Raw genomic sequence first — 14,771 nt, 5'->3', positions numbered from 1 at the left:
TCTGGCGCCATTTTGCGGGCGCCTCGGTGGGTGCTATAACGCCTGCTGTAGCCAAGAGTAGGAAAGACAATGAACGAGATGGTTATGCTGTCAGGGCTGGCACGGCAGTTGGTTGATGCCCAACTGCTGGCAGAGGCGGCGGCCCAGCAGGCGGTGGTCAAGGCCAAGCAGGCCAAGGTGCCGCTGGTGACCTATCTCGTTCAGCAGCGGCTGGTGCAGAGCCGGCCGCTGGCGGAGTTGGCGGCCCAGGAGTTCGGCGTGCCCTTTCTCGATCTGGCGGCCATCGACAAGGAGCAACTGCCCAAGGACATCGTCAATGAAAAGCTGATGCAACAGCATCACTTCCTGCCCTTGAGCAAAAGGGGTAACAAGCTCTTCATTGCGCTTTCCGACCCGACCAATCAGCAGGCTATCAACGACGTATCCTTCGGCAGCAAACTGGCGGTCGAGGTAGTGCTGGTCGAAGATGACAAGCTGCACCAAGCCATAGAAAAGTACCTTGATGGCGGTACGGGCGGGCTCGACCTCGGCGACATCGATCTCGATGTGGATCTGGAAAGTGGCGAGCGCCCTCAGGAAGCCGTAGCCGGGACCGATGCCGACGATGCTCCGGTGGTGAAGTTCGTCAACAAGATGCTACTCGATGCCATCAAGAAGGGCTCGTCCGACCTGCATTTCGAGCCCTATGAAAAGATGTACCGGGTACGCTTTCGTACCGATGGCGTCCTGCACGAGGCGGCGCGGCCGCCCGTGCAGTTGGTGTCGCGGATATCGGCGCGGCTCAAGGTGATGTCCAATATGGATATCTCCGAGCGCCGCAAACCCCAGGATGGCCGGGTCAAGCTGAAGGTCTCCAAGACCAAGTCCATCGACTTCCGGGTCAATACCTTGCCCACCCTTTGGGGTGAGAAGATTGTGATGCGGATTCTGGACTCCTCAAGCGCCCAGATGGGGATCGATGCCCTGGGCTACGAGGATGTGCAGAAGGAGCTCTACCTGCAGGCGCTCAAGCAGCCGCAGGGGATGATCCTGGTGACCGGGCCGACCGGCTCGGGCAAGACGGTCTCCCTTTATACCGGCCTTAATATCCTCAATACCGAAGACATCAATATTTCCACTGCGGAAGACCCGGTGGAGATCAATCTGGAAGGCATCAATCAGGTCAATGTCAACCCGCGTCAGGGACTCGACTTCTCCCAGGCGCTACGAGCCTTCCTGCGTCAGGATCCCGACGTGATCATGGTCGGTGAGATCCGGGACCTGGAAACGGCGGAAATCGCCATCAAGGCAGCCCAGACCGGCCACATGGTGATGTCGACCCTGCACACCAACAGCGCGGCGGAAACCCTGACGCGTCTACGTAACATGGGGGTGCCCGCCTTCAACCTGGCGACCTCGGTCAACCTCATCATCGCCCAGCGCCTGGCGCGCAAACTGTGCAACAAGTGCAAGAAAGTCTATGAGGTGCCCCGTGAGGCCTTGTTGGCGGAAGGCTTCAAGGAAGAAGAGATCGGCAGCTTCACCCTGTACCAGCCTGTCGGCTGTGAAGACTGCAACGCCGGCTATCGCGGGCGCGTGGGTATCTATGAAGTGGTGAAGATCACCCCGGCGCTGCAGCAGATGATCATGGAGGAGGGCAACTCCATCGAAATCGCAGCGCGGATGCGCAAAGAGGGCTTCAATGATCTTCGGCGGTCGGGGTTGGTGAAGGCGATGCAGGGGATTACCAGTTTGGAAGAGATCAATCGGGTTACTAAGGATTAACGGCTTCCCTCACCCTAGCCCTCTCCCGTAGGGAGAGGGGACTAAATCGGAGCACCGGTTAATACCCGTGCCTAGGCCTTTGGCATCACGGGGTGCGTAGTACGTTGGCATTTGGCGCGATGCTTGCCTCCAAAGCCGCAACCTGCTCTGCACAGAGCATTCTTTTGACGGGCCTGCCACGGCGGGCCGAGCCTTTGACGAGTCGAGGCCATGGCCGATAAAGCTATCAAGATGGGCAGCTTCACCTGGGAGGGGACCGATCGCAAAGGGACCAAGGTGAAGGGCGAGATGACGGGCCTGAACCCTGCGTTGATCAAGGCGCAACTGCGCAAGCAGGGGATCAATCCGACCCGGGTGCGCAAGAAGTCGGTGTCGCTGTTCGGCAAGGGCAAGAAGATCAAGCCCATGGATATCGCCCTGTTCACCCGGCAGCTGGCGACCATGATGAGCGCGGGTGTGCCCCTGCTGCAGGCCTTCGACATCATTGGCGAAGGCTTCGACAATCCCAACATGCGCAAGATGGTGGACGACATCAAACAGGATGTCGCCGCGGGTAACAGCCTGGCCAACTCCCTGCGCAAGCAACCCCAATACTTCGACGATCTCTATTGCAACCTGGTGGACGCTGGCGAGCAATCCGGTGCCCTGGAGACCTTGCTGGATCGAGTGGCCACCTACAAGGAAAAGACCGAGGCGCTGAAAAAGAAGATCAAGAAGGCCATGACCTATCCGGCGGCAGTAGTGGTAGTCGCGGTGATCGTCTCGGCTATCCTGTTGATCAAGGTAGTGCCTCAGTTCCAGTCGGTGTTCGAGGGTTTCGGTGCTCAGTTGCCGGCGTTCACCCTTATGGTCATCGCCATTTCCGAGGTACTGCAGGAATGGTGGTTGCTGGTACTGGGCGGGCTCTTCGTACTGGCTTTCGTCCTGCGGCACTTCTATAAGAAATCGGAAAAGTTTCGCGACGCCACGGATCGTGGATTGCTGAAGATCCCGTTGATTGGCTCCATTCTCTATAAGTCGGCCATTGCCCGTTATGCTCGCACGCTGGCTACCACCTTCGCGGCCGGTGTGCCCCTGGTGGATGCTCTTGATTCGGTGGCGGGAGCAACCGGCAACGTGGTGTTCCGCAATGCCGTGGAGAAGATCAAGGGCGATGTTTCCACCGGTATGCAGCTCAACTTCTCCATGCGTACCACCGGGGTGTTCTCGTCCATGGCCATCCAGATGACGGCCATCGGCGAGGAGTCCGGTTCCCTGGACGAGATGCTGTCCAAGGTGGCGACCTTCTATGAAGACGAGGTCGACAACATGGTCGACAACCTCACCACCCTGATGGAGCCGATGATCATGGCGGTTCTGGGGGTCCTGGTGGGTGGTCTGATCATTGCCATGTACCTGCCCATCTTCCAGCTCGGCAACGTCGTCTAATGGTACTTCTGGAGTTCCTGGCTGGCGCGCCGCTGGCCGCGGCGCTGTGCGCGCTGGTCCTGGGGCTGCTGGTGGGCAGCTTTCTCAATGTGGTGGTCTATCGCCTGCCGGTGATGCTGAGACGCGATTGGCAGGCGGAGGCGCGTGAGGTGCTGGAGCTGCCGGCCGAGCCGGAAGGGGCGCCTTTCAACCTGGCGCGGCCTGGTTCCCGTTGCCCCCATTGCCAGCGCGCCGTGCGGCCTTGGGAAAACGTGCCGGTGTTGAGCTATCTGCTCTTGCGCGGTCGTTGCAAGGGCTGCCAGGCGACGATCAGCCTGCGCTATCCGCTGGTGGAGTTGGCCTGCGGACTGCTATCCGCCTGGGTGATCTGGCATCTAGGCGTCACCTGGCAGGGCGGGGCTTTCCTGCTGCTGACCTGGGTGCTGCTGGCGGCCAGTCTGATCGATGCCGATCATCAGCTGTTGCCGGACGTGATCGTCCTGCCGCTGTTGTGGCTGGGGTTGATCGCCAATCAGTTCGGGCTGTTCACCAACCTCGGCGATGCCGTCTGGGGGGCGGTGGCGGGCTATCTGAGTCTGTGGCTGGTGTTCCAGCTGTTCCGCCTGGTGACCGGCAAGGAAGGCATGGGCTATGGCGACTTCAAACTGCTGGCCCTGCTCGGCGCCTGGGGCGGTTGGCAGATCCTGCCGCTCACCATCCTGCTGTCGTCGCTGGTGGGCGCCATCCTGGGCGTTATCACCCTGCGTCTGCGAAGGGCGGAAACCAGCACGCCCTTGCCCTTCGGTCCCTATCTGGCCGTGGCGGGGTGGATTGCCTTGCTCTGGGGTGATCAAATAACCGGCCTGTACCTGAATTTCGCCGGATTCCGATGACTTCTGCCTGGACCCTCGGCCTGACCGGGGGCATCGGCAGTGGCAAGAGCGCCGCTGCCGAACATTTCGCCCGCCTGGGTATCACCTGTGTCGACGCCGATCAGGCCGCCCGTTGGGTGGTCGAGCCGGGACGACCGGCGCTGGCCGAGATCGCCGGGCATTTTTCGCCGGCTGTCTTGCAGCCGGACGGCAGCCTGAACCGGGCGGCGCTACGGGCGGCGATCTTTGCCGATCCGGCCCAGCGGCGCTGGCTCGAAGCCCTGCTGCACCCCCTGATTCGCCAGGAAATCCTGGCGGCCCTGGCCCGGGCCGCGTCGCCCTATGCCATCCTGGTGTCGCCGCTGCTGTTCGAATCCGGGCAACGGGCACTGGTCCGCCGCGGGCTGGTGATAGACGCGCCGGAAGCGCTCCAGCTTGAGCGAGCCATGCGCCGTGACGGGGTGGAAGAGGCTCAGGTACGAGCCATCCTGGCGGCCCAGCTGCCGCGGGCCGAGCGGCTGGCCAAGGCGGATGACGTCATCTGCAACGACGGCGATCTCGCCACGCTCCACACCGAGGTGGAGCGCCTGCATTCCTTTTATCTGACCCTTGACGGAGGCCAAGCATGAGCACTCTCACCGTGGACTGCCCCACCTGTGGCGCACCCGTGGAATGGAGCGAGAAGAGCGCCAATCGGCCCTTCTGTTCCGACCGCTGCAAACTGATCGACCTGGGGGCCTGGGCGGCGGAAGAACATGCCATCCCGGGCAATGAGCTGGAAGACGATCTCTATTCGGAAGACCTCAATCGGCGCGGCCACTAGGACACGCCTTCCCTCATAGCCGTTGCGCCCACGCCTGGGCGGTGGCCTGGGCTGCCTGGCGCAGTTTGGCCGCCAGCTCGGGTTTCTCGTATTCCAGCGGACTCGACGCCGTCACCGTATGGATGCGGTCGCGCTTGATGAAGAACACCTGGGTGCCCAGCAAGGGCTTGCTGCAGGCACTGGCGCCTTCGCCGAGGCCGTCGATGGCCTTGCACTCCAGCCGCTCGGCGAGCGATTGCACCTGTCGCCGCAGTTTGGGCAGCGCCCTGCCACCGTTCTCGTAGCCCGCCGACAGGCCCAGCAGATAGTTGGCCGGCTGGCCGGTGTCACGATCGGTGAAGGCGCAGCCGCCGGCGATCTGCCGGGCATAGGCCAGGGGCAGGCCGGAGGTCTGCTGGAGTAGCGGCAGTGGCAACTGGGCCTGCAGGCTGGCGCAGTCGACGAGTTCGCCGTTATCGGCATGGGCGAGGGCAGCGCCCAGGAGCAGGGGAAGGGCAACGAGGAAACGCATGAAAACATCCTGTCGATGGCCGACGGCCGATAGACCGTGAGTCTACCGGCTGAAGCCCCGTGATAGGCGGCTGGACGGAGCGGCTGTGCACTGGGTCATGCGTCGGTCATCACATTGCGGGCTGGTGTCTGGCGCGGGTGATCCTTACCCTGGCCGCAGATAGCGAACAGCGAGGCGTAGGATGTCCGAGGCGCTCACTCCCGGATTCATGGTGGTACACGGCAATCGGCTCGAAGAGCTGCGCGGCCTGGCGGTCGGCTGGATGCGGCGCTATCCCCTGGCGCCGCTGGAAAACGAACAGGTGCTGGTGCAGAGCAACGGCATCGCCCAGTGGCTCAAGCTGGCGCTGGCCGAGGATCCGCGCGGCGACGACGAGGGTGGCTGCGGAGTCGCCGCAGCCCTCGAGGTGCAGTTGCCAGCGGCCTTTCTCTGGCGGACCTATCGCCAGGTGCTGGGTCGTGACCAGGTACCGCCATCCTCGCCGCTGGACCGCGCACCCCTGACCTGGCGCCTGATGCGACTCCTGCCGACCCTGCTCCTGCAGCCCGACTTCGCCGCACTGCGGCGTTTTCTCGACGATGACGGCGATCTGCGCAAGCGCTACCAACTGGCCGAGCGTCTGGCCGATCTCTATGACGGCTACCAGGTCTACCGCGCCGACTGGCTCAACGACTGGGCAGCGGGCCGCGATCTGCTGGCCAGCCTGCGCGACGGTCGGCGTCCCTTGCCGGAAAGTTGCCGTTGGCAGGCGCAGCTGTGGCGGGCGCTGCTGGATGATGTGGGCGATGGTGGTCTGGCCCGCAGCCGTGCCGGCGTGCACCGGCGCTTTTTGGAGGTGATGCAGGCGGCTACCGAAGCGCCGGCCGGTCTACCGCGGCGGGTGGTGATTTTTGGTCTGTCGGCGATCCCGGCGCAGACCCTCGAAGCCCTGGCCGCGCTGGCGCGCTTCAGCCAGGTGCTGCTCTGCGTGCACAATCCCTGTCGCCACCACTGGTCCGACATCGTCGCCGACCAGGATCTCCTGCGGCAGAACTATCGGCGCCAGCAGCGCAAGCCGGGCATGCCCCAGACGCTGGATGCCGAGGCGCTGCATCAGCATGGTCAGCCGCTGCTCGCGAGCTGGGGCAAGCAGGGCCGCGACTACATCCACCTGCTGGACGAGTTCGACGAGCCCGACGGTTATCGTCGGCTGTTCGAGGACCTCAACGGCGGACGCATCGACCTCTTCGCCGAGACTGAACCCCAGCATCTGCTCGGTCAGTTGCAGGACGATATCCTCGAGCTGCGCCCGCTGACCGAGACCCGCGAACGCTGGCCGGCAGTGGATCCGGCGCGGGACAGATCCATGCGCTTCCATGTGGCCCACAGTCCGCAGCGCGAGGTGGAGATTCTCCACGACCAGCTCCTGGCGCGCTTCAACAGCGACAGCAGCCTCCGGCCGCGCGACGTCATCGTCATGGTGCCGGACATCGACGCCTATGCGCCGCACATTCGTGCAGTGTTCGGCCAGCTCGACCGCCAGGATCCGCGTTTCATTCCCTTCAGCCTGGCTGACCAGCACCAGCGTGGCTTCCAGCCGCTTTTGATCGCCCTGGAGCATCTGCTGCAGCTGCCTGACAGCCGCTTCGCCCTGAGCGAGATCCTCGACCTGTTGGACGTCCCGGCCCTGCGTACCCGCTTCGGCCTGCGTGAGGGTGACCTGCCGACCTTGCATCTCTGGCTGGAAGGCGCCGGCGTGCGCTGGGGGCTGGATGCCGAGCAGCGCAGTCGCCTCGACCTGCCCGAAGGTCTGACCCAGAACACCTGGCGCTTCGGCCTGAGACGCATGCTGCTGGGCTACGCCGTGGGCAGTGGCGCCGCCCTGGGCGATATCGAGCCCTTCGACGAGGTGGGTGGCCTGGACGCGGCCCTGGTCGGGCCGCTGGTGGATCTGCTCGATGCCCTGGACGCGGCCCAGGCGGCGCTGGCCCAGCCGGCCCGGCCGGCGGAGTGGGGCGCCCGCCTGCAGGCGTTGCTGGCGTTGTTCTTCAGTGCCCAGGACGAGCACGACGAATACCTGCTGGAGCAGCTGGAAAATCTCCGTGAGCGCTGGCTGGAGTTGTGCGAGGACGTCGCCCTGGATGAAGAGCTACCGCTCACCGTGGTCCGCGAGGCCTGGCTGGCCGGACTGGATTCCGGGGGCCTGGCCCAGCGCTTTCTCGCCGGGGCGGTCAATTTCTGCACCCTGATGCCCATGCGCGCCATCCCCTTCCGCGTGGTCTGTCTGCTGGGCATGCACGACGGTGCCTATCCGCGCATCCAGTCGCCGCTGGATTTCGACCTCATGGCCCAGGACTATCGCCCCGGTGACCGCTCGCGGCGCGAGGACGACCGCTATCTGCTGCTGGAGGCGTTGCTCTCGGCGCGCGATCAGTTCTATGTCAGCTGGGTGGGGCGCAGCATCCGCGACAACAGCGAGCGCCCGCCGTCGGTGCTGGTCGCCCAGTTGCGTGACCATCTCCAGGCCGGTTGGCGGCTGGCGGGGCATGAAGAGGAGCCGGAGCGCCTCCTGGCGGCCCTGACCCAGGAGCATCCGCTGCAACCCTTCAGCGCCCGTTACTTCCGCGGCGAACGTGGGTATTTCAGCTTTGCCGCTGAATGGCTGGGCGTGCATGACCGCACCACGCGCAATGAGGATGCCCTGCTGCCGCTGCTGGTACCCGAAGAGCCCCTGGGCCTCGATGATCTCGCCCGCTTTCTGCGCGGACCGGTGGATCTGTTCTTCGCCAATCGACTCAAGGTGCATTTCGCTGCGCCCGATGCGCCGGCGGAAGACGAAGAGCCCTTCGGTCTGGATGCCCTGACCCGCTACCAGTTGGGCGAAGACCTGCTGGCGGCGGCACTGGCTGAGCCTGCCGAGGCCGACCAGGCGCTCATGGCCGCCGCGGAGCGCCTGCGCGGCAGTGGTCGCTTGCCGCTGGCGGGTTTTGGCGAGCGGGCCGGGCGGGCCTTGCGCGAGCCTCTGCCTGCCGTGGTCGCCCAGGTCGAGGCCCTGACGCTACGCTGGCCCGAACCCCTGGAAGAGGCCGTGACCCTGGATCTCGCACACAAAGAGCTGCAACTGGTGGCCAACCTCGAACGCCTGCGTCGTGGCCCTGAGGGCCTGCTGGCCCTGACCGCCCAGGCCAATGGCCTGGGCAATACCCGCACTCGCAAGTGGCACCGATTGCTACGGCCCTGGGTGCAGCATCTGGTCGCTGCGGCGGGTGGCCTGAAATTGACCACCGCGGTGGTGGCGACCGATCTGACCCTGCTGCTGGCGCCGCTGGACGCCGAGTTGGCCCGGCGGCAGCTGGATGAATTGCTGGACGCCTGGGCACTGGGCCAGCGGCGTCCGTTGCCGGTGGCGCCGCGCACCGCCTTCGCCTGGCTGGCCAATGAGCCGGACAAGGCCCTGGCCGCGGCCGAGCAGGCCTATCAGGGCGAGGCGGCGACCCATCCGGCGCTGCGTCGGCAGTATCCGGATTTCGCCGCGCTGCTGGCCGACGAGGAATTCGACGGCTGGTGCCAGACCCTCTATGCGCCGGTGCATACCGCCGGCTGGCAGGTGGTTGGTGGGGAGGGACAGGCATGAGCCAGCGTCCGCTCGCCCTGCGCTTTCCGCTGCAGGGCAATCAGCTCATCGAAGCCAGTGCCGGCACCGGCAAGACCTTCACCATCTCCGCGCTCTATGTGCGTCTGGTGCTGGGCCACGGTACGTCCGAGACGGCCTTTGGCCGCGACCTGTTGCCGCCGCAGATCCTGGTGGTGACCTTTACCGAAGCCGCCACCCAGGAATTGCGCGACCGCATTCGCCATCGCCTGGCCGAGGCGGCGCGCTTCTTCCGTGACGAGATCGTGGCACCCGATTCCTTGCTCGCTGAGTTGCGCGAGGATTTTTCAGTCGAGGCCTGGGCCGATTGCGCTCGGCGCCTGGACATCGCCGCCCAGTGGATGGACGAGGCGGCCGTCTCCACCATCCACAGCTGGTGCCAGCGCATGCTCCGTGAGCACGCCTTCGACAGTGGCAGTCTCTTCGTGCAGAACCTGGAGCAGGACCAGAGCGAGCTGCTCGCCCAGGTGGTGCGCGACTACTGGCGGCGCTTCTGCTATCCCCTCGAAGGGGAAGCGCTGGACTGGGTGATCGAGCACTGGGGCGAACCCCGTGCCCTGGCCGTACGCCTGCGCCCCCTGTTGAGCGAGGCCCTGGGCGCCCCCCGGGGCGAACCCGCCGCCTTGCTGGCCACCGCCCTGGCCGAACGCCGAGAGCGGTTGGCGCGGCTCAAGGCGCCCTGGAGCAGGTGGGCCGAAGAGTTGCGCGATCTCTGCCAGGCCGGCTGCGACGCCAAGGTGGTCGATGGTCGCAAATTGCAGAAGCGATTCTTCGGGCCCTGGTGCGACAAGCTGGTCGCCTGGGCGGACAACCCCGCTAGCGAGGACCTGGATATCGGCACCGGCTTTACCCGGCTGACTGAGGAGGGCTTCGCCGAGGCCTGGACCAAGGCCAGTCCGCCGGATCATCCGGCCCTGGCGGCCATGGCGCGGCTGCCCGGGCAACTCGCCGAGCTGCCCAGCCCCGAGGTGCCGCTGCTGGAGCACGCGGCGGCCTGGGTGCAGCAGAAATTCGAGCGCGAGAAGCTGCGCCGCGCCGAGCTGGGTTTCGACGACATCCTTACCCGCTTGGACCGGGCGCTGCAGGCCGATGGCGCCGGCGCGCGGCTGGCGGCGCTAATCCGCGAGCAGTTCCCGGTGGCGCTGATCGACGAGTTCCAGGACACCGATCCGGTGCAGTACCGCATCTTCAGCACCGTCTACGGCGCAGAGGAGGGCACCGGACTGTTCCTGATCGGCGATCCCAAGCAGGCCATCTATGCCTTTCGCGGCGCCGATATCCATACCTATCTGCAGGCCCGTCGCGCCAATGCCGGCCACCTGCACTCGCTGGATACCAACTTCCGCTCCACCGCCGCCATGGTCGCGGCGGTCAACCGGGTATTCCAGCATGGCGAGATGACGGCACCGCGCGCTGCCTTCCTGTTCCGCGAGGGCGAGGACAATCCGGTGCCCTTCGAGCCGGTCCGCGCCCAGGGCCGGCGCGAAGCCCTGGAAATCGACAGCGTGCCGGGTGTGGCCCTGACCTTCTGGCAGTTGGCGGGCGACGAGCCGCTGGCCGGTACCGCCTATCGCGCCACCCTGGCCGAGAGCACCGCCAGCGAGATCGTCCGGCTGCTGAGCCTGGCCGCCGAGGGCAAGGCTGGCTTTCGCCGTGAAGACGGCGAACTGGTGCCGCTGCGGCCCGCCGATATCGCCATCCTGGTGCGCGCCGGCAGCGAGGCCCAGGCGGTCCGCCAGGCCCTGGTGCGCCGTGGGGTGCGTAGCGTCTATCTGTCGGACAAGGATTCGGTGTTCACCGCCCAGGAGGCCCGCTGCCTGCTGGACTGGCTCAAGGCCTGTGCCGAGCCCGATGTGGATCGCCGGCTGCGCGCAGCCCTGGGTAGCCTGACCCTCGACCTGCCGCTCGCCGAGCTCGATGCCCTCAACCACGACGAGCAGGCCTGGGAGTCGCGGGTGCTGCAATTCCGTGGCTATCGCCAGCTCTGGCGCACCCAGGGCGTGTTGCCCATGTTGCGCCGCCTGCTGCAGGACTTCCGCCTGCCGCAGCGGTTGATGGCCCGTGCCGATGGCGAGCGGGTGCTGACCAATCTGCTGCACCTCGCCGAACTGCTGCAGCGCGCCGCTGGCGAGCTGGACGGCGAACAGGCGCTGATCCGCCACCTGGCGGAGCAACTGGCCGCCCAGGGCGCCGCCGACGAGCAGATCCTGCGCCTGGAAAGCGACGCCGAGCTGGTCAAGGTGGTGACGGTGCACAAGTCCAAGGGCCTGGAGTATCCGCTGGTGTTCCTGCCCTTCGCCTGCGCCTATCGCGCCGAGGAGGGCGCCAGCCTGCCACTGCGCTATCACGACGACCAGGGCCAGTTGCACCGTACCTTCAAACCCTCCGCCGAGGAGCTGGCCCGCGCCGACGACGAACGCCTGGCTGAAGACCTGCGGCTGCTCTATGTCGCCCTGACCCGGGCCCGCCACGCCTGCTGGGTCGGGGTGGCCGATCTCAAACGTGGCCGCAGCAAGGAGTCTGGCTTCGCCCGCAGCGCCCTGGGTTATCTGGCCACCGGCGGCGAGCCCCTGGCCAGTTCAGCAGCCCTGGGAACGGCGTTGGCCACCCTGATCGGCGCTCAATCCGACACCCTTATCCTGCCGCTGCCCGAGGCTGATCCGACCCGGCTGCCCGAAGCCCGCGAGGCTCCGGTGACCCTCAGGGCGCTGACGGCCCGTCGCGCGGCCCGCGAGGACTGGTGGATCGCCTCCTACAGCGCCCTGCGCATCGGCACGCGCGTGGGCGAAGCGCGGGAGGAAGGCCAGCTGAACCTGGAACTGGATCTGGATACCCCGGCGGCCCAGAAGCTGTTCGACGATGACCGTCTCGCCCCGGACGAGGCTCGCCAGCCCGCGGCCGGCGAAGACCTGCATCGCTTTCCCCGCGGCCCCGGTCCGGGCACCTTCCTGCACAGCCTGTTGGAGTGGGTCGGCGAAGAAGGCTTCGCCGCCATCCAGGCCGCGCCCGAGCGGCTGGATGACCTGATCGCTCGGCGTTGCCAGCGACGCGGCTGGAATCACTGGATTCCCATCCTGCAGGGCTGGCTGCGCCAGTTGCTGGAGCTGCCGCTGCCCTTGCCGGGGGGAGGCCAGCGCCTGGGCGAACTGGCGCGCTATCAGGTGGAGATGGAGTTCTGGTTCGCCACCCATGGCGTCGATCTGGAGCGGCTGGACGATCTGGTTCGCCGCGGCACCCATGGCGGCCAGGCACGGCCGATGCTGGAGCCGGGCCAGCTCAATGGTCTGTTCAAGGGCTTCATCGACCTGGTGTTCGAGCACGAGGGGCGCTATTTCGTAGTGGATTACAAGTCCAACTGGCTGGGCGCCGAGGCCGGCGCCTATACCCGCGCGGCCATGGAAGCCGCCGTCCTGGCCAAGCGTTACGACCTACAGTACGTGCTCTACAGCCTGGCCGTGCACCGCCTGCTCAAGGCGCGGCTGCCCGGCTACAGCTACGAGCGCCACTTCGGCGGCGCCGTCTACCTCTTCCTGCGCGGCTGCGATCCTGCCGGCCACGGCGTCTTCGTCGATCGTCCCGCCCAGGCCCTGATCGAGACCCTGGATTTGCTGTTCAGCGGTGCGGAGATTGCCCATGTCTGATTTCAGCCCCGCTACCGAACGGCTGCTGCGCCTGGCGTCCCTGGCCCAGGAGCGCCCCCTGGCACCGCTCGAACAGCGCGATGACCTCTTTCGCCTGCTGGAGCTCTGGGTGCAGCGCGGCTGGCTGCGCCAGGTGGACCGGGCCTTCACCAGCTTTCTCGGTGAACTCGAGCCCCAGGGCGACTCGGCGATGCTGCTGGCCGCGGCCCTAGCCAGCCATCAGCTCGGCCATGGCCATGTCTGCCTGGATCTCGCCGCCACCCTGCGCAATCCCGATGCCGCCCTGTCGCTGCCGCCCGAGGGCGACGAGGCGCGTGCGTCGCTGTTGCCGTCCCAGTTGCTGCACGGCCATACCCTGGAGGCCTGGCGGCAGGCGCTGCTGGCCAGCGTGCTGGTCGATGCCGACGGCAGCTGTCCGGAGCGACCGCTGGTGCTCGGCGGTGAGCGCCTCTATCTGCGCCGCTACTGGAATTATGAGCGCGCGGTGGCCGCCAGCCTGCGCCAGCGCCTGGCCACCCCCGAGCCGCTGCCGGCGGATCTCGCCGAGCGCCTCGACCGGTTGTTTCCGCCGGACCCCGACGCGGGCGGCGAACCCGACTGGCAGAAGCTGGCCTGCGCCCTGGCGGTGCGTGGTGCCTTCAGCATCGTCACCGGCGGCCCCGGTACCGGTAAGACCACCACCGTGGTACGGCTGCTGGCGCTGCTCCAGGCGCCGGCGGTGGCGGCCGGTCGGCCCCTGCGTATCCGCCTGGCCGCGCCCACGGGCAAGGCGGCCGCGCGGCTCACCGAATCGATCGGCGGCCAGGTCAGTCGCCTGCCGGTGGACGACGAACTGCGCCGGCACATCCCTACGGGAGTGACCACGGTGCACCGGCTGCTGGGCAGTCGGCCCAATACCCGTCACTTCCGCCATCACCGCGGGCATCCCTTGCCGCTGGACGTGCTGGTGGTGGACGAAGCCTCGATGATCGACCTGGAAATGATGGCCAGCCTGCTGGCGGCCCTGCCGCCGCGGGCGCGACTGGTGCTGCTCGGCGACAAGGACCAGCTGGCCTCGGTGGAGGCGGGCGCGGTGCTGGGCGATCTCTGCCGGGATGCCGAAGCCGGACGCTACAGTCCGGCCACCCGGGCCTGGCTGGAAGGGGTGAGTGGCCAGTCGCTGGCCCAGGCGGCGCTGGCGGTCGGCGACGACCAGGGTGACGCCCTGGCCCAGCAGGTGGTGATGCTCAGGCGCTCGCGCCGCTTCGGCGCCGGCAGCGGTATCGGCCAACTGGCGCGCCGGGTCAATGCCCAGGACGGCATGGGCGCGCAGCAGGTGCTGGTCGACGGCGGCTACGCCGACCTGCACCGGGTGCTGCTCAAGGGACCGGAGGATCGCGCCCTGGAGCGTCTGGTACTGGAAGGACGTGGGCGCGCCCGTGGCTATCGTCATTATCTTGAGGTCCTGCATGAGACGCGGCCGCAACTCGACAGCGTGCTGGAGGATCCGGTCTGGACGCGCTGGGCCGGCCAGGTGCTGGCCGCCTTCGACGACTTCCAGCTGCTCTGCGCCGTGCGCAAGGGCCCCTGGGGCGTGGAGGGCCTCAATCTGCGCATCGCCAACGCCCTGTTGACCGCCGGTTTGCTCACGGGCGAGCACGGCTGGTACGAGGGTCGCCCGGTGCTGGTGACGCGCAACGACTACAGCCTGGGCCTGATGAACGGTGACATCGGCATCACCCTCTGCCTGCCGGACGCCAACCAGCCCGGGCGCAAGGTCCTGCGGGTCGCCTTTCCCCGTGGCGATGGCAGCGGCGGTCTTAGATTCGTCCTGCCCAGTCGGCTGGCGGCGGTGGAGACGGTGTTCGCCATGACCGTGCACAAGTCCCAGGGCTCGGAGTTCGCCCACACGGCGCTGCTGCTGCCCGAGCAGCTCAGTCCGGTGCTGACCAAGGAGCTGGTCTATACCGGCATCACCCGGGCACGCGATGATTTCACCCTGATCGAGGCCCGCGGCGGCATCTTCGCCGAGGCCGTGGCCCGTCGAGTCCGCCGTGTCAGCGGCCTGGACCTGGATTTGCGAAACACTGTGTAAATGTACAGATAAATGCTGGACGCTCCTCCTGCGCCTGCCTAAGGTGAG

The 14,771-nt window shown here is 66.5% G+C and carries 9 protein-coding genes; 8 read left to right on the top strand and 1 reads right to left on the bottom strand.

Features of this window, described 5'->3' with window-relative positions:
* The first annotated feature begins 69 nt into the window (after positions 1–69).
* From pilB to yacG, 5 genes are all read left to right on the top strand, one after another.
* A complete protein-coding gene (pilB, locus tag V6W80_RS19390; RefSeq protein WP_338545128.1) occupies positions 70–1,764 on the top strand; it encodes a type IV-A pilus assembly ATPase PilB in 1,695 nt (564 codons plus the stop codon).
* Positions 1,765–1,974: 210 nt separating this feature from the next.
* Positions 1,975–3,192 (top strand): type II secretion system F family protein, encoded by a 1,218-nt coding sequence (locus V6W80_RS19385; protein WP_064307853.1) that lies wholly within the window; start codon positions 1,975–1,977, stop codon positions 3,190–3,192.
* On the top strand, positions 3,192–4,064 hold the full coding sequence (locus V6W80_RS19380; RefSeq protein ID WP_338545127.1) for a prepilin peptidase: 873 nt from the start codon (positions 3,192–3,194) through the stop codon (positions 4,062–4,064). Before V6W80_RS19385 ends, V6W80_RS19380 begins: the two co-directional genes overlap by 1 nt.
* On the top strand, positions 4,061–4,672 hold the full coding sequence (coaE, locus tag V6W80_RS19375; protein WP_184290438.1) for a dephospho-CoA kinase: 612 nt from the start codon (positions 4,061–4,063) through the stop codon (positions 4,670–4,672). Before V6W80_RS19380 ends, coaE begins: the two co-directional genes overlap by 4 nt.
* Positions 4,669–4,866, top strand: coding sequence for a DNA gyrase inhibitor YacG (gene yacG, locus V6W80_RS19370; protein WP_007160931.1), 198 nt, complete (start codon positions 4,669–4,671; stop codon positions 4,864–4,866). Before coaE ends, yacG begins: the two co-directional genes overlap by 4 nt.
* 13 nt (positions 4,867–4,879) lie before the next feature.
* Here yacG and V6W80_RS19365 read toward each other — a convergent pair whose 3' ends face one another.
* Positions 4,880–5,377, bottom strand: a complete 498-nt coding sequence (locus tag V6W80_RS19365) for a hypothetical protein (RefSeq protein WP_338545126.1) — start codon at positions 5,375–5,377, stop codon at positions 4,880–4,882.
* Between the two features lie 181 nt (positions 5,378–5,558).
* Here V6W80_RS19365 and recC point away from each other — a divergent pair, with 181 nt between their 5' ends.
* Genes recC through recD form a run of 3 tightly spaced genes read left to right on the top strand, consistent with a single transcriptional unit; the run spans position 5,559 to position 14,723 of the window.
* Complete coding sequence (gene recC / locus V6W80_RS19360) at positions 5,559–8,990, top strand: exodeoxyribonuclease V subunit gamma (protein ID WP_338545125.1); 3,432 nt, start codon at positions 5,559–5,561, stop codon at positions 8,988–8,990.
* The gene (gene recB / locus V6W80_RS19355) at positions 8,987–12,649 is read left to right on the top strand and encodes an exodeoxyribonuclease V subunit beta (RefSeq protein WP_338545124.1); all 3,663 of its coding nucleotides are present in this window, start codon (positions 8,987–8,989) and stop codon (positions 12,647–12,649) included. Before recC ends, recB begins: the two co-directional genes overlap by 4 nt.
* Positions 12,642–14,723 (top strand): exodeoxyribonuclease V subunit alpha, encoded by a 2,082-nt coding sequence (recD, locus tag V6W80_RS19350; protein WP_338545123.1) that lies wholly within the window; start codon positions 12,642–12,644, stop codon positions 14,721–14,723. Before recB ends, recD begins: the two co-directional genes overlap by 8 nt.
* Positions 14,724–14,771 lie beyond the last annotated feature (48 nt).

The sequence above is a fragment of the Pseudomonas benzopyrenica genome (assembly GCF_036884265.1).
GTDB classification, from domain to species: domain Bacteria; phylum Pseudomonadota; class Gammaproteobacteria; order Pseudomonadales; family Pseudomonadaceae; genus Chryseomonas; species Chryseomonas benzopyrenica.
This window is presented reverse-complemented; position numbering and strand designations above follow the sequence as displayed.